Origin of the sequence: Chryseobacterium gregarium DSM 19109 (genome assembly GCF_000430845.1) — a bacterium.
Taxonomy (GTDB): Bacteria; Bacteroidota; Bacteroidia; order Flavobacteriales; family Weeksellaceae; genus Chryseobacterium; species Chryseobacterium gregarium.
This window is the reverse complement of record NZ_AUMU01000010.1, coordinates 1-14,771: the sequence shown is the minus strand read 5'-3', so window position 1 is coordinate 14,771 and position 14,771 is coordinate 1. Positions and strand designations below refer to the sequence as shown.

At 38.2% G+C, this 14,771-nt stretch carries 14 protein-coding genes and 1 tRNA gene; 7 read left to right on the top strand and 8 right to left on the bottom strand.

From position 1 onward, the window contains the following. Window positions 1-115: 115 nt before the first annotated feature. Window positions 116-847 (top strand): glycine-rich domain-containing protein, encoded by a 732-nt coding sequence (locus tag H561_RS0112115; protein WP_027387256.1) that lies wholly within the window; start codon window positions 116-118, stop codon window positions 845-847. Window positions 848-862: 15 nt separating this feature from the next. Beyond that, complete coding sequence (locus H561_RS0112110) at window positions 863-1,204, top strand: hypothetical protein (protein WP_027387255.1); 342 nt, start codon at window positions 863-865, stop codon at window positions 1,202-1,204. 75 nt (window positions 1,205-1,279) lie between these two features. Here H561_RS0112110 and H561_RS0112105 read toward each other — a convergent pair whose 3' ends face one another. Together H561_RS0112105 and mnmA are read right to left on the bottom strand one after the other, a co-directional pair. Continuing rightward, entirely contained in the window at window positions 1,280-1,483 is a 204-nt protein-coding gene (locus H561_RS0112105; RefSeq protein ID WP_027387254.1) for a hypothetical protein, read from the bottom strand. A gap of 72 nt (window positions 1,484-1,555) precedes the next feature. After that, complete coding sequence (mnmA, locus tag H561_RS0112100; RefSeq protein ID WP_027387253.1) at window positions 1,556-2,743, bottom strand: tRNA 2-thiouridine(34) synthase MnmA; 1,188 nt, start codon at window positions 2,741-2,743, stop codon at window positions 1,556-1,558. Window positions 2,744-2,857: 114 nt separating this feature from the next. Between mnmA and H561_RS0112095 the strand changes: the two genes are divergently transcribed. Beyond that, window positions 2,858-3,385, top strand: coding sequence for a hypothetical protein (locus tag H561_RS0112095; protein WP_027387252.1), 528 nt, complete (start codon window positions 2,858-2,860; stop codon window positions 3,383-3,385). A gap of 122 nt (window positions 3,386-3,507) precedes the next feature. On the opposite strand, the gene H561_RS0112090 is transcribed toward H561_RS0112095, so the two are convergent. After that, window positions 3,508-6,045, bottom strand: a complete 2,538-nt coding sequence (locus H561_RS0112090; protein WP_027387251.1) for an ATP-dependent Clp protease ATP-binding subunit — start codon at window positions 6,043-6,045, stop codon at window positions 3,508-3,510. Window positions 6,046-6,197: 152 nt separating this feature from the next. On the opposite strand from H561_RS0112090, the gene H561_RS0112085 reads away from it, so the two are divergent. From H561_RS0112085 to H561_RS0112070, 4 genes are all read left to right on the top strand, one after another. Next, entirely contained in the window at window positions 6,198-6,422 is a 225-nt protein-coding gene (locus H561_RS0112085; protein ID WP_027387250.1) for a hypothetical protein, read from the top strand. After that, entirely contained in the window at window positions 6,419-7,537 is a 1,119-nt protein-coding gene (locus H561_RS0112080) for a glycosyltransferase family 4 protein (RefSeq protein WP_027387249.1), read from the top strand. The genes H561_RS0112085 and H561_RS0112080 overlap by 4 nt, the downstream gene beginning before the upstream one ends. A gap of 100 nt (window positions 7,538-7,637) precedes the next feature. Further along, window positions 7,638-8,057: a SufE family protein gene (locus tag H561_RS0112075; RefSeq protein WP_027387248.1), complete on the top strand. Its 420-nt coding sequence runs from the start codon at window positions 7,638-7,640 to the stop codon at window positions 8,055-8,057. A 2-nt stretch (window positions 8,058-8,059) separates the two neighbouring features. Further along, the gene (locus tag H561_RS0112070; RefSeq protein ID WP_027387247.1) at window positions 8,060-9,034 is read left to right on the top strand and encodes a glycosyltransferase family 9 protein; all 975 of its coding nucleotides are present in this window, start codon (window positions 8,060-8,062) and stop codon (window positions 9,032-9,034) included. Between the two features lie 42 nt (window positions 9,035-9,076). On the opposite strand, the gene H561_RS23315 is transcribed toward H561_RS0112070, so the two are convergent. From H561_RS23315 to H561_RS0112045, 5 genes are all read right to left on the bottom strand, one after another. Continuing rightward, window positions 9,077-9,895 (bottom strand): hypothetical protein, encoded by an 819-nt coding sequence (locus tag H561_RS23315; protein WP_155845788.1) that lies wholly within the window; start codon window positions 9,893-9,895, stop codon window positions 9,077-9,079. 119 nt (window positions 9,896-10,014) lie between these two features. Then, window positions 10,015-13,038: a hypothetical protein gene (locus H561_RS0112060; protein WP_027387246.1), complete on the bottom strand. Its 3,024-nt coding sequence runs from the start codon at window positions 13,036-13,038 to the stop codon at window positions 10,015-10,017. Beyond that, window positions 13,039-13,515, bottom strand: coding sequence for a DUF4280 domain-containing protein (locus tag H561_RS0112055; protein WP_027387245.1), 477 nt, complete (start codon window positions 13,513-13,515; stop codon window positions 13,039-13,041). 53 nt (window positions 13,516-13,568) lie between these two features. Then, window positions 13,569-14,546: a hypothetical protein gene (locus tag H561_RS0112050; RefSeq protein WP_027387244.1), complete on the bottom strand. Its 978-nt coding sequence runs from the start codon at window positions 14,544-14,546 to the stop codon at window positions 13,569-13,571. Window positions 14,547-14,677: 131 nt separating this feature from the next. After that, window positions 14,678-14,752 (bottom strand) — tRNA-Val (locus H561_RS0112045). Between the last annotated feature and the right edge of the window lie 19 nt (window positions 14,753-14,771).

The window sequence follows — 14,771 nt, the reverse complement described above, 5'->3', positions numbered from 1 at the left end:
TCTATTAATTTTTATAAGACCAATTTAAGATTTTTTTAAAACCAAAAAAGGCTGTCGCAAGACTCTTATATTTTTATTTCAGGCCAAATTTGAGTAAACCTTAAAAGTTAAAACGATGGAAACAACAAACATTGTACAGGACAGCAGCCTATGGAACAGAATCCAGGGTTTTTCATTAGATACTCCCGGTGCAGAAATCCCTTTTTCAAAAAAATTGGCGACAGAGGAAAACTGGACAGAAAGCTTTACGCAGAAGGCTGTGGAAGAGTATAAAAAGTTCGTTTATCTCTGCTGTATTGTGCCGGGAGGTGCTTCTCCAAGCCGGGTGATCGATAAGGTCTGGCATATGCACCTGATCTATACCCAAAATTACTGGGAAGAATTCTGCCCGGATATTCTGCGACAGAAGCTGCATCACCATCCTTCCAACGGAGGCAGTCATGAAAAAGCAAAACATGAAGCCTGGTTTCGGGAAACATTAAAAAACTACGGGGAAGTTTTTCATCAGATAGCTCCTGAAGATATATGGACACATAACAGGAAGCCGGGAAATGATAAAAAATCATGGTTAGACAGCCTTAAAATCCTTTCGGTACTGTCAGTGATTTTTATGGTAGGTTCATGTTCGGATTCGGTGTACAATATGTCAATGGTATTTATCATAATCCCATTAATAGGTATTATTGCTTACTTTTTCAATAAAAATAATGATCCTAGAGACCGTAACAACAACGGTGGAGGAGGCAGCTGCGGAAATGGCGGAGATGCCGGTTCATCAGGCTGCAGCAGTTCATGCGGAAGCAGCTGTGGCAGCGGTTGCGGAGGCTGTGGTGGTGGAGGGGATTAATATATAACGGGTACTGTGAAAAAAATAATCATCCATACCGCTCCGGTCCTGATAAGCTTTCTGTGGCTCATCCTTGTTAATTATCCTTTAAACCCGGTTTCTTTAAAGGGACCTCACTTTCTCAGGTTTTATTTAATCCTGCTGTCCGGATTTTACGTTTCAATTTTCCTTCTGAAATTATTTAAAGAAACGGTTTCCGACACCACCCTTTATTTCGCAGCAGCCATTTTTATTTTGGGAATTGTAAAATTGATCAGAGGAATATACCTGGGAAAGCTTGTGGGATATTTACTGATGATTTTAATGGTGGAAATCATTGTTATGGTCTATGTTAAAATGCATCAGTCAAAGGATTAAATAAGATAACCGCATGATGAATGTGATTCAAATAAAAACCCGAAACAGAATGTTCCGGGTTATGTATAGGGCAAATTATATTTTATCTCTGTTTTCGGGTCTGATCCCGTATTTGCTGATCAGGGCGTAAGTGAGTACAATCAGCATCAGGCTTAAGGTAAGCTGTGACTTCTCCGGATGTACGATTTCCTGATACAGGTGATATCCTAAAAATGATGATACACCAGCGATGATAACCTGATGGAATGATGAATAATGGTTTTTTAAAATGTTTTTCATAATGATATTTTTATTGTTATTTACAGAGTAAGTATAACAACTCAAAATAAGTTACAAAAAATTCAGTTGTTTTTACGATATAACACCGCTTCCCAAAAGTTCTTCATCAATATACCATGCTGCAAACTGCCCTTCTGCAATGGCAGACTGTACTTCTTCAAACTCAATATAAACGGCATCTTCAAACTGGTAGACCGTCGCTTTCTGCAACGACTGCCTGTAGCGGAATCTTGCCATTACTTCCAGGGATTCGCCGTTTTTTAATCTTAAATCCTCACGGACCCAATGGAGTTCAGCATTATCTATTTTCAATGCTTTCTTCAGCAATCCGGGAAACTGGTGCCCTTCACCAACAAAAAGAATGTTGTTTTCCATGTCTCTTGAAATGATGAAGCAGCTTTCCTTATGTCCGCCGATTCCCAGCCCTTTGCTCTGTCCGATCGTGAAAAACTGGGCACCCTGATGCTTTCCGATCACTTTTCCGTCAGTTTTTTTATAATTGATTTTCTGACTTAAAAATTCCAGTTCTTCCTGTTTTGAAGAAAATTCTGGGATGGCCTGAGAAAATAAAGGTGAATCTTTGAAAATTTCAACAATCTCACCTTCCTTCGGCACCAATTGCTGTTGTAAAAACTGCGGAAGGCTCACTTTTCCGATAAAACATAATCCCTGTGAGTCTTTTTTATCTGCGGTTACCAAGCCGATTTCTTTGGCAATTTGCCTTACTTCAGGTTTTGTCAGTTCCCCGATTGGAAACAACGCTTTGGATAACTGATCCTGCGATAACTGGCATAAAAAATAAGACTGGTCTTTATTGTTGTCTTTTCCGGCTAATAAATGGAAAATTTCCTTTCCGTTTACATCAACTGTTGAGTCTACTCTCGCATAATGGCCGGTGGCAACTTTATCCGCCCCCAAAGACATCGCTGTTTTCATAAAGACATCGAATTTAACTTCCCTGTTACACAGAATATCAGGATTCGGAGTTCTTCCTCTCTGGTATTCATCGAACATGTAATCAACGATCCTTTCCTTATACAGTTCGCTCATATCAATCACCTGAAAAGGGATCCCTAATTTCTGCGCAACCATTAATGCATCGTTACTGTCCTCAATCCACGGACATTCATCTTCCAGTGTTACCGAAGCATCGTTCCAGTTCCGCATAAAAAGCGCGACAACCTCATGACCCTGCTGCTGCAGCAAATATGCTGTTACGCTGGAATCAACACCTCCGGATAATCCTACTACTACTTTCATTGTATTTCAATTTTACGAAACTCTTAACGGGAGTTCTTAGTTTGACGCTGCAAAAATACGACTAAAAATATTCGTAAAAAAAACATAATTTTAAGCATCGATAAAAACAATGCTATGAAAAAATTAATTGTTCCTTTATTTCTCCTTATTTCAGGGTCTGTATTTTCCCAGATGGCATCGGATTCATTATCTGGAAACCGCAACCGCTGGACATTTGGCGGTGGGATAGGCGTGGGCTTCGGAAGCCAGAGTACTTTTTATTTATCAGCTTCGCCAAGGGTAGGATACAGGCTTGCGGATGATCTTGAAGGCGGAATGACAGGTAGTGTTTCCTGGCAGACTTCAGACTTTTACCGTTCCACAATGTTCGGAATCGGTCCTTTTGTCAATTATTATATCGCCGATATGTTTTATCTGAGTGCAAATTATCAGCATTATTTTATAAATTATAAAGATAAGTTCTATGACTATAAAATGAATAACCAGGAAGATGCTTTATATCTCGGCGGTGGCTATATGCAGAGAGTCGGTAACAATTCCTTTATACAGATCGGCTTGATGTATAATGTACTCTGGAAAGAAAATTCGAGTATATTTTCAAGTGGTTTGGTCCCAAATATCGGATTTGTGATGGGGCTTTAATAGATATATCTGAAGAATGCAAATATTTTAAAAGATCTATATAACCATTATATTATTTTGCTAAAAATACAAAAGCACCGGAAATTTCCGGTGCTTTCTATTTAAATTAACTTAGTATTTAATTAAGATTGAGAAGACTTTTCAGCGGCAGATTTCTTCGGTTTTGAAGCTTTTCCTGCCAAAGCATCTTTAGCTTCATTAACATCGAGAATTACGGTCTCGCCTTCATTCAGCTGTTTGTTTACCAGCATTTCAGCCAGCAGATCTTCGATATATTTCTGGATCGCTCTTTTCAGCGGTCTTGCCCCGAAGTCCTTGTCCCATCCTTTTTCGGAAATAAATTCTCTTGCTTCGTCAGTCAGTTCCACTTTATAATTTAATTTCTCCAGTCTGCTGTACAATTTGTTCAGCTCCAAGTCAATGATTTTCTTGATATCCTCTTTTTCAAGAGAATTAAAGATCACAATATCATCTATTCTGTTTAAGAACTCAGGAGCGAATGCTTTTTTAAGCGCATTTTCAATGGTACTCCTGGCTCTGGAATCTGTCCCTGTTTTCTTGGCAGCAGTCCCGAATCCTACACCGTCTCCGAAATCTTTAAGGTCTCTCGTACCGATGTTTGAAGTAAGGATAATAATGGTATTTCTAAAGTCTATTTTCCTTCCTAAGCTGTCCGTAACGTGACCCTCATCCAGAATCTGCAATAGAATATTGAATACATCAGGGTGGGCCTTTTCAATCTCATCCAATAGGACCACCGCATAAGGTTTTCTTCTTACAGCTTCTGTCAGTTGTCCGCCTTCTTCATATCCGACATATCCCGGAGGCGCACCGACCAATCTCGAAACGGCAAATTTCTCCATGTATTCACTCATGTCGATCCTGATTAACGATTCATCAGATTCGAAAAGTTCCCTTGCCATCACTTTGGCAAGCTCGGTTTTACCGACCCCTGTTGTCCCAAGGAAAATGAATGTACCGATCGGGCGGTTAGGATCTTTAAGCCCGGCTCTGTTTCTTTGAATGGCTTTTACTACCTTTTTCACAGCATCCTCCTGACCGATTACTTTTCCGTTCAGATGATTATCCATTCCGGCCAGCTTATCAAGCTCATTTTTGCCTACTTTTGTTACAGGCACCCCGCTCATCATAGAAACTACTTCCGCAACGCTTTCCTCAGATACGGTTTCTTTCTTATCTTTTACATCCTTGTCCCACTTATCCTGAGCAGAATTCAGTTCCATCTGAAGCCTTTCTTCTTCATCCTTCAGCTTTCTTGCCTCTAGGTAATCCTGTGCTTTTACCGCCTTTTGCTTTAATTCCTTGATATCTTCAATTTTCTTTTCAAAATCGATGATTTCGGTAGGAACCTTCATATTTTTAATATAAACACGGGAACCGGCTTCATCCATTGCATCAATCGCTTTATCGGGTAAAAAACGGTCTGTAATGTATCTTGATGTCAAATTCACACACGCTAAGATTGCTTCAGGCGTGTAAATAACATTATGATGCTCTTCATACTTATCTTTAATCTGGTTCAGGATCTGAATGGTTTCATCAATAGAAGTAGGTTCCACCATTACTTTCTGGAATCTTCTTTCCAAAGCACCGTCTTTCTCGATATACTGGCGGTATTCATCCAGCGTTGTTGCTCCGATGCATTGAATTTCTCCTCTTGCCAAAGCCGGTTTGAACATATTCGAGGCATCTAAGCTTCCTGTAGAACTTCCAGCACCGACAATGGTGTGAAGCTCATCAATGAATAAAATGACATCCCTGTTTTTTTCCAGCTCCGTCATAATAGCTTTCATTCTTTCCTCAAACTGTCCGCGGTATTTGGTTCCCGCTACCAGACTTGCTAGATCCAAAGTGATAACCCGTTTCCCGTAAAGGACCCTGGACACTTTTTTCTGCTGAATTCTTAAAGCTAATCCCTCTGCTATTGCAGATTTACCAACTCCCGGCTCCCCAATAAGAAGCGGATTGTTTTTCTTTCTTCGGGAAAGGATCTGGGAAACCCTTTCAATTTCTTTTTCACGGCCGATTACCGGATCTAATTTTCCGTCTCTTGCCAAAGAAGTAAGGTCCCTTCCGAAGTTGTCAAGTGTCGGGGTTTTGCTTTTCGAACCGCCTAAATTGCCTGTAGGCTTCCTCATCTGCTCAAATTCCTCTCTCTCGTCATCGTCATCATAAGCACTCATCTGAGGTGCCTGTCCGGAATTTTTCAGCATCGTCTGATACTCCTTTGAAACGCCTTCATAATCAATGTCGTATGCTCCCAATACATTTGAAGTAGGATCTTCATATTTATATAGAATGCCTAACAGCAAATGAACGGTATTGATCTCATTGCTTTTGTATTGTCTGCATTCCAGCTCTGCACGTTTAATGGCATGGTCTGCCATTTTAGTGAAAGAGATATTGGTAACTTCTTCAGAAATAGGATTAAGACTTGATGTATTTAGAGTTTCAATTTTTCTTCTGATCTGTGTTAAATCCGCATTAAGGTTTTGAAGGATTTCTTTTGCAGAGTTTTCTGTTTTTATAATACCTAAAAGTAGATGTTCTGTATTAAGAAATTCACTATTCAGCCTCTTCGCTTCGCTTTTGCTTTGTTTGAACACCTGGCTCAAACCTTGTGAAAACTTATAATCCATAATGTATCTCATTAGAATAAAAGCAACATTGCCATTTATCCACTATCTAAATTACAAATATTTTACCAAAAACCAATAAATGACTTTATGGCAGAAAAAATTTTATTATCTTACTGAAAATGATTAAGTTTGTGACCTTGTAAACTTTTCTCATGAATTCCGAAACTGCTGCCTATATAGGATATTCCGCATCGCTTTTTATTGTACTGAGTTTCATACTGAAGGATATAAGAAAGATCAGAATTGTCAACATGATCGGCTGTATATGCTTCGTTATTTACGGTATTTTCAGCGGAATGCTCTGGCCGGTTATCATCCCGAACGCGCTGATCTGTTTCGTACAGATTTATCATCTTTTAGCAGGCAGGAATAAATGATACAGAGAAAAAAGATCATTACTTCTGCCTTTAGTAATTTATATACGGACCAGCGTATAGAAAAGGTCTGCCGTACTTTATACGAAAACGGTTATAACATTGAACTTATTGGGAATAACTGGGGCGGGGCAGAGGACATGTCACGGCCTTATCCTTTTTCAAGAATACCCTTAATTTCTAAAAGCTTAAAAACCGCTTACTTTGAATTCAACTGGAAACTATATTATCAATTAAAGAAAAAAGCAGATCAAAATACCATTCTCCATGCGAATGATCTTGATGCTCTGCTTCCGAATTATCTCATCTCCAAAAAGTTGAGCATACCGCTTGTTTTTGACAGTCACGAGATATTTTCGGAAATGCCTGCACTTCAGGGCAAAATGTCACAAAAATTGTGGAGATATCTTGAAAAAGCTGTCATTCCTGATATCAAACTGATGATAACGGCAAGCAGAAGCTATGCAGAATGGTTTAAAAGACACTACGGAATTGATGCGGCTGTTGTACAGAATGCTCCCAAAAAAATAAATAACATCCCGAATATTCCGGAAAACCATCCGAAAATTCTTTTGTACCAGGGAGCCATTAATCCGTTTCGCGGTATCGATAGGGCTATTTTAGCCATGCACCATGTAGATAATGTGGTTTTTAAAATTGCCGGTGACGGGCCCAGGAAAAAAGAATACGAAGACCTGGTGATTCATGAAAACCTTCAGGATAAGGTTCAGTTCTTAGGAAAACTAATGCCGAAAGATCTGAGAAAAGTCACTTTAACAGCTGATTGCGGAATGAGTATTGAGGAGAACGGCGGAGAAAGCTATTATTATTCTTTACCCAATAAAGTGTTGGACTGTATCCAGGCCCGTGTACCGTTAATACTTTCCAACCTTCCTGAGCTGCTGAAAATCAGGCAACGGTTTGATACGGGAGAAATCATTCAGGATCATCAGCCTGAACATATTGCAAAAGCCATTAAAGCAGTTATCGGTAAAGGAAGAAAAAGCTATCAGCCTGAACTTGATAAAGCGGCGCAGGCCCTGTGCTGGGAAAATGAAGAAATTAAACTTTTAGAGGTTTTTGAAAAAGCATCAGGTTTGGGATCAGCATTAAAATAATAGACAATATGCAGAATCTTCATATTGTTCTGTTGTCTGTTGCTTGCTGTTTCAAGCCTAAAGCATAATTTAGTATCTTTGCAGAAAGAAGTTAATTAAAATGACCATTAAAGAAAAACAGCAGGAAATCATCGACGAATTTGCGTTTCTCGAAGACTGGGAGCAGAAATATGAATATATTATTGATCTCGGGAAAGAGCTTAAAGGGCTTCCCGATGATAAGAAAGCGGATGAAAATCTGATTAAAGGCTGTCAGAGTAAAGTATGGATTGATGCCGAATTCAAAGACGGGAAACTGCTTTTTAATGCAGATTCCGACGGGATTTTACCGAAAGGGATCGTTTCTCTTCTGGTGAGCATTTACAGTGGTCATTCTACCCAGGAAATTTTAGATTCGGATTTTGATTTTATCTCTCAGATCGGATTACAGGAATTTCTTTCCCCTTCCAGAGCCAACGGATTGATGGCAATGACTAAACAGATCAAGTTTTATGCAGTAGCCTATCAGTTGAAATCATAGTTGTGACCAGGGTTTTAGCATATCGTTTTTCTGCCTTCGGCGATGTTGCCATGACTGCGCCTGTATTCCGGGAATTTCTGGAACAGAATCCTGACGTGGAAATTATTATGGTGTCCCGAAAGAATTTTGAAAGTTTATTTACAGGGATTCCGAATGTTATATTTAAAGGGATCAACCTTGATGATTATAAAGGGTTTTTCGGTTTAAGAAAACTTGCTGATGAATTGATTAATGAATTTCATCCCGATCTGATCGCGAACCTTCATGATGTGATCCGTACAAAAATCTTGGATAAGATTTACCGTCGGCGGGGGCTGAAGGTTTTTAAAATCAATAAAGGAAAGGAAGAGAAAGAACAGCTGACTGACGTCTGGAACCTTAACAAAAAGCAATTAAAAAAAACGGTGGAACGTTATGCTGATGTTTTCCGTGACATGGGTTTTAAGGTTGAGCTGTCACATCAGTTAAGGCCGGCAGCTATAGAGAAGTCCGGGATTGGTTTTGCGCCTTTCGCACAGCACCGCGGGAAAATGCTCCCATTGGAAAAATCTTATGAGCTGGCAAGGATTCTATCTCAAAAACACACCATTTATTTCTTCGGAGGCGGAGAAAAAGAAACTGAAGTGCTGCAAAGATGGGAAAAAGAAATCCCGAATACGTTCAGTCTTTCAGGAAAGCTGAGCCTTATTGAAGAATTAAATAAAATATCTGAATTAGAATTGATGATCTCCATGGATTCTGCGAACATGCACCTGGCGAGCCTTATGGGGACAAGATGTGTATCGGTTTGGGGCCAGACAGATCCGTATGCCGGGTTTTTAGGATTTGGGCAGAGTGAAAATGATGTGGTGCAGGTTAACGATCTTACCTGCAGACCCTGTTCTGTTTTTGGAGACCGGGAATGTTTCAGGGGAGATTGGGCCTGCCTGGAAGAGCTTAAAATTCAGAAGATTGTTGAGAAGGTTGATAAAAAATAGCTTCCCGGATTTGGGAACCTGATCTGATTATTTGTTTATATCCTATTTTAACTCTGCAAAGGAACTGCTGTATCTGAAAACTTCAAAAGTATCAGAGCCTTTTGGCTTATGAAGTACGATATAATTTGAATTGAATAAATTCTGTTTCCTGTCTTCAGCAGATAAAATACCGGTTCCTTTGTTCTCGGAAATATTTTCAAATGCAACCGCTCTTCCGTGTCCCAAGATTTTGATTTTAAATTCTTTGAAATCAGGTAATAAATCTTTATGGGAAGCAAAGTAATTCTTTAAATTCTCATTGTATTTTTTTTGTCCTTCTTCAGAAAGCCCGTCGGCAATAAAAAGATCATTTTTAGCTTTGGAAATTTCTTTCATAAACTGATTACCATTTCCTGAATGCAAAAGATTCCTCAGTTCTTCATATTTAGCGAAAACCTCTTCCTGTAATTTGTTGGAATCCATTTTAGAAATATCCTGAGAATTATTTAAATTTGTGATTCCGGGAGTTGCTTCTGCCTCAAAATTCCATTTAAATTCATAAGACTGAACAGGCTTTTCCAATTTGGGAAAATCCAGTTTTTTAATTTCCTGAATGTTACCGTAATCTTTGTTCTGAAGAAGATAAATTCCTGTATTTTTACTTATATCGGTAAGGATTTCAGAGGTAATCTCTTTCTGGTAATTTTTATTGGCAGAGATTTTTATTTTTACTTCCTGCTTACCTGTAGAGAAAATATACTGGTTGAGCTTGTAGGGCCCGGGAATACCATTGTTATTATGCGACTGTCCCACTAAAAAATCATTTACATATATTTCATAGTCTACATTCCTTATTTCATGGTTAAGAAGATATGATTTCATTACTTCGGTTTTTATTATATTTTGTTCAGTTCTTTTATTGTCAACAGTATTTTTCTGTTCATTGCTGCAGCATACAAACAAAAGACTGCAAGAGGTAAGTGCTACTATAAAACGTTTCATTATTTTATTTCTCCTTTATTTTTAAAAATATTAATTTTATCTTCATAGTCGGGAATAAGCTGTACGGTTTTGGCGTCACTCTTATCAGAATAGCCTGCTTCTGCCCATACTTTTAAAGTAACACCTGCGAAATAAAAGTCTGCATCCCAATTGTCTTTTTTTCCAAAGTTTTCTCCTAATGTAAGAGTGATACTTGTATTTGCTTCAGCACCGATACCTGCCCCTAAAGATTTCTTTTTATTTTCTTTAGCATCAAAAGATTTGTTCTTTTCTGTCTTTACATAGACTTTCAATGAGAAACTGGCATGTAAAACCCCTTTTAATTCTCCCTGTAAAGCGATACTTCCACTAAAAGCACTGTCTGCAAAATTATATTTAATAGCAGCCGGTGTTGCTTCTCCATCTTTGGAATCGGCACCTGCTAATTTTATAGCAGCCGAAAGCTCAAAATATAATTCATAGTTAATTTCTACACGGCCACCACTGAAAAGGTTAGCCAGCCACGAAACTAAATCCAGTGCATCAATAATGGCTCCCCAAGGCTTAAATTTACTTCCCAGCGCTAAGATATCCAATTTTACCTTAGCCCCGATAATCGGATTTGCAATAAGCCTTCCTTCTAACTCTGCGGTAATATGTCCGGTTTTAGAGACAGCATATCCTATGCCTAAACCTAAGCCAATGCTCGGTGGGTTAAGTTCAAAGCTCATCGGTAAAGCATTAAGCCTTGCCATTAATCCTTTTTGTGTAGCCGGAGAGGTCTGAAGTCTTCTGTTTTCATTCTGAGCCTCGGAAACCCCTAAGTCTCCATCTAACTTATTTACCATCCAAAAAAGAGGCTGCAGCATATTTCTGTATTTCTCTGCAAAATCTTTTCCTAATTTTATAACATCATCTTCACCGCTTACCTCACATTCTACATATAAGCCGAAAGAGGTTTTTCTGCCCACGTAATGCTGTAAATGATTGGCGATTTTTTTATCAAGTATGTCTTTTCGTGTAATGTTATTCTGGCTGTTTATTTTGCCTTCGCTGAATCCGCTGTAATAATTATCAAGTTCTGTAGTCGTGTTATAGTAAAGAGGCGTGTCAATATTATAATTAAAATTAATTACCCATTTCATATCCGGGAACACTCTTATTCCGGCAATCTGATTTGGATACCTGCAAGTAGTAACCGGAACAAAATAAGTCTGGTGAATCTGTTCTTTATAAATATATTTTAAAAGATATCTTACGACCCAGGCATTCTTGAAATTGTCAGCCAAAAGGCCTTTGGAAAGATATTCCTGTTTTCCGTAAAGATAATTGTTGATTGTATCGTCGTAGGATTTGTTATATTTATATTTAAGTTTTAATGTAATGGAATCATTGGATTCATCAATGATAAAGTCTGTTCCTTCCTGCAGTCCCTGAATCCCTGAAACAGATATTCCCTTGAAGGCTTCCTGAATCTCTTTTGGCTGCGGAATTCCCTTCATTTCCTGATCAGACGGTATTTTCGTATGGTCAAGCTTTGGCGCCTTATTGCTGTTGGAGGGATGAAAAACCAACGGGGTTCCCGGTGCCGGCGATTTAGCGAAGTTTAAAATTCTTTGGAGAAATAGCTGCGGGTCTTGCGAAGGTCTGTATTGCCCGACAATCCAGTCCATTTTAAAAACGTCTTTAATCCCGTCATGAGGCTTATCATCATTAAGAATCCTTTGGCACATATAGCCGTTTTTCTCCGTCCGGACATTTTCCGGTGTTGCATCTTTGTCCTGAAGATATTTTGCTGTAATCTTAACATCTTTCGGATCTTTATCGCCGGCTACAATATCCGCCCATCTTTTTGTACTGTCTTTTACACTTTGGCCACTGTATTCATTAAAAATTTCATAATCTGTTTCCCCATCATTAATAACGATTTTTGAATAGGCACAAGGGTTTTTTTCTTTAAAATTATAGTCTATATCACCAATGTACTGGATCATGTTGGCTTTTTTCTGTTCCAGTCTGGCGAGAACCGTTTCCATGGCTTCATATTTTACAAAAAAGGCCGGTGAAACGTCTATGTTATCGAAATCTCTTTTGGAATCGGAAATTTTTCTGATCTGCCCCTGATCCGGCTGATAAGTATATTCTTTTTTGGTTTTGGTATTGGTGATTTTTATTGTAACAGAGTATGCTTTAATTTTTTTATCTTTAGTATGAATGGTGTCTTTCCATTCCGGATTGATAAAAACAGGGAATTCATAACTGATATTTGCCGTTCCGAGATTGATATGAATGCTGTCTGCACTCTTTACAAGCGGAGAATAATCTACCAGCTTGCCTTTTATAATGGGTTCTTCAAGTAAAACCTTATGCTCTTCGTCGGTCAGATGAATCTCAACTTCCAGATTTTCAAAAGATGGTTCATTTTCTATATTACCGTATTTCTGTTTATACTGATCGTTGATCTTTAATGGCAGCATATGTGTTGCCACATGAAATTTAATGACTTCACCATAAGAATAATAGCCGTCATTGACTTTAAATTCTTTAATCTCAGGATTAATATTCTGCTTATCAAAATAAGCCAGGTAAATTTTTGGCTTATCAATCGTAAGGAAGTGAAAATTTAATCCTTTTCCGGGGAGTAGGCTAAATACCTCCATGCGGTGATAGTTTCCCAGCCACACATCATTGGAATTCGGCGTAATTTCTATGGCAGAGCCTTGCTTATACTGATCATCAATTCCCAGATATTTTACGGATATGTTGCCACCTCCTAAGTCTGCCCAGAGCGGAAGTTTTTCACCATCAGGGGTTTTTAAGGCTTCCCCATAAAGATAAGATAAAATAAAAGCCCATTTTGCCCCTTCAACGGTAGTTTGAGGGTTGGTTGTTTTTTCACCTAAGATATTGGTGTTGTTTTCTAAAACAAATCTATGGGTCTTTCCGCTTAGAAGATACACAACCACATCAGGCACAACAGTAAACTCTTTTCTGCCGTCTATTTCATGGTAGCAAGCTTTTATCCCTTTTAATATATCTTCCATTTATCTTGCATTTAAGTGGTCGTAAGGATAAGTGAGCGTGTAATTTTTTATATCTAAAATAGGATTGATATGAGATTGTAATTCTTCATCTCCTTTCTTGATACTGCTTTCAGTCGGCTCGCCTATCTGGCCGGTTTTCATTATGCTTATACAGTCTCTGCCGCCGACAGGGCAGGTTGCTTTACTGTCTTCCAGTAAGATGAATCCGTCAGGCGGGGAATATTTTTCTTTTTCATAATAATTGCTCCATTCTGTAACGGTCGCTGTACAGGGGCTGTTGTTCATCTTTTTACAAGATCCAAAAGTGTTTTTCTCAAAAGTGGCGCCAATATCCTTATGGGTAGCAGCCAGTTTTGAACTGCCGTTAAAATCATTAATGAAGTATTTCTGTTGGGTAAGTACTTTAAGCTTATCTGGTGTGGTCCCGAATTGACATTGGCACAGAGCACCCTGTACTACCTTTTCTTTTAAAGACATATTAATATTATTTGTGTGGTATGTAAAATTAGTGTTTTTTATTGATATCGAAATTACCAGTCATTTTCAAACCTGTTTTTGTAGAACCCCCATTTATTTGTTTCGGTAACCACTAACCCGCCCGTAATAAAGGGGCTGTCTCTGTCCATTGTTTTATTTTTATATTCCTCAGCATTCTCTTGAAATAGGGTATACTCTATTTTTTTGATAAGATTTTTTTCCCCTGCCCAATCCTTTGAATAAACTTCAAAATACGCTTGAATATGCATTGGGAAATGATGATAAAGATCCATGTCAAAAATTACTTTTAAAGACATAAAGCAAGTTTCAACAGCATTTTTAGGAATAAAATAAGAAGGTGCAATTAATTCGTTGCTGGAGAACTCTATGACGAAAGAATGGTATTTTGTGGGAATTTTATTGATTGACTGTATTCCTGAGAATTTTAAAGGAGGCGTATAAGGGATAACGGATAAATATAATGAAGTTTCAGTTTTTCTGCTATCACCATAATTGATAAATCTGGGATGAAAGAATAAATTCCAGAACCAATCATTTTTCAGAGATCTTTCTAAAGAAATCTTTTCAGAAATTTTTTTATCCGCTGTAAGAAAAAAATCGTTCAGGGAATCGCTCCTGTGTTTTGTGCGTATTTTCTGTTTTTGATGTTCCCATCGGGAGAGAATCTCATCATGATTGAGAATCTCATCCCGGCATAATCCTTTTTCATTGATGGATGTTCTGATAGGATATATAGCTTTGGATAAAGCATCTCCTAATACCTCATTGATGCTATCCGGCTGTTGTTGATTATAATAAATATTTTCTTTATTTATTTTTAATATCCCCTTATAATCTTCAATATTAAGTTCTGCCGTAATATCATAATCAATTCTCTTGGATGGAACTTGTTCGTCCCCTGAAAAATATTTTACAGAAACCCCGTATTTCCGTGGTGATAAACCAGCCGGTTGTATCCTGAGACTGTTGAGTCTTCTGAGGATCTCCTTTTTCGACATGACTATGTCCATCAAATTGTTTTTTTCTTTCAACATTATACTTCGTCCATCAAATTTAAAAAAATAAAAATAGCCGTTTAATAAAGTTATAATGGATTTTAAGTATAAATATAAAAAACCTCCCAATAAATTGAGAGGTTTTGTGGGCCCTGAGGGATTCGAACCCCCGACCCTCTGGGTGTAAACCAGATGCTCTGAACCAACTGAGCTAAGAGCCCTGAAATTTTTTAAAAGGCT

Excerpts from the sequence above, each read along its gene's own strand:
- H561_RS0112115 (WP_027387256.1), top strand. The coding sequence starts at position 116 with ATGGAAACAACAAACATTGTACAGGACAGCAGCCTATGGAACAGAATC.
- H561_RS0112105 (WP_027387254.1), bottom strand. The coding sequence starts at position 1,483 with ATGAAAAACATTTTAAAAAACCATTATTCATCATTCCATCAGGTTATC.
- mnmA (WP_027387253.1), bottom strand. The coding sequence starts at position 2,743 with ATGAAAGTAGTAGTAGGATTATCCGGAGGTGTTGATTCCAGCGTAACA.
- H561_RS0112095 (WP_027387252.1), top strand. The coding sequence starts at position 2,858 with ATGAAAAAATTAATTGTTCCTTTATTTCTCCTTATTTCAGGGTCTGTA.
- H561_RS0112090 (WP_027387251.1), bottom strand. The coding sequence starts at position 6,045 with ATGGATTATAAGTTTTCACAAGGTTTGAGCCAGGTGTTCAAACAAAGC.
- H561_RS0112085 (WP_027387250.1), top strand. The coding sequence starts at position 6,198 with ATGAATTCCGAAACTGCTGCCTATATAGGATATTCCGCATCGCTTTTT.
- H561_RS0112080 (WP_027387249.1), top strand. The coding sequence starts at position 6,419 with ATGATACAGAGAAAAAAGATCATTACTTCTGCCTTTAGTAATTTATAT.
- H561_RS0112075 (WP_027387248.1), top strand. The coding sequence starts at position 7,638 with ATGACCATTAAAGAAAAACAGCAGGAAATCATCGACGAATTTGCGTTT.
- H561_RS23315 (WP_155845788.1), bottom strand. The coding sequence starts at position 9,895 with ATGAAATCATATCTTCTTAACCATGAAATAAGGAATGTAGACTATGAA.
- H561_RS0112060 (WP_027387246.1), bottom strand. The coding sequence starts at position 13,038 with ATGGAAGATATATTAAAAGGGATAAAAGCTTGCTACCATGAAATAGAC.
- H561_RS0112055 (WP_027387245.1), bottom strand. The coding sequence starts at position 13,515 with ATGTCTTTAAAAGAAAAGGTAGTACAGGGTGCTCTGTGCCAATGTCAA.
- H561_RS0112050 (WP_027387244.1), bottom strand. The coding sequence starts at position 14,546 with ATGGACATAGTCATGTCGAAAAAGGAGATCCTCAGAAGACTCAACAGT.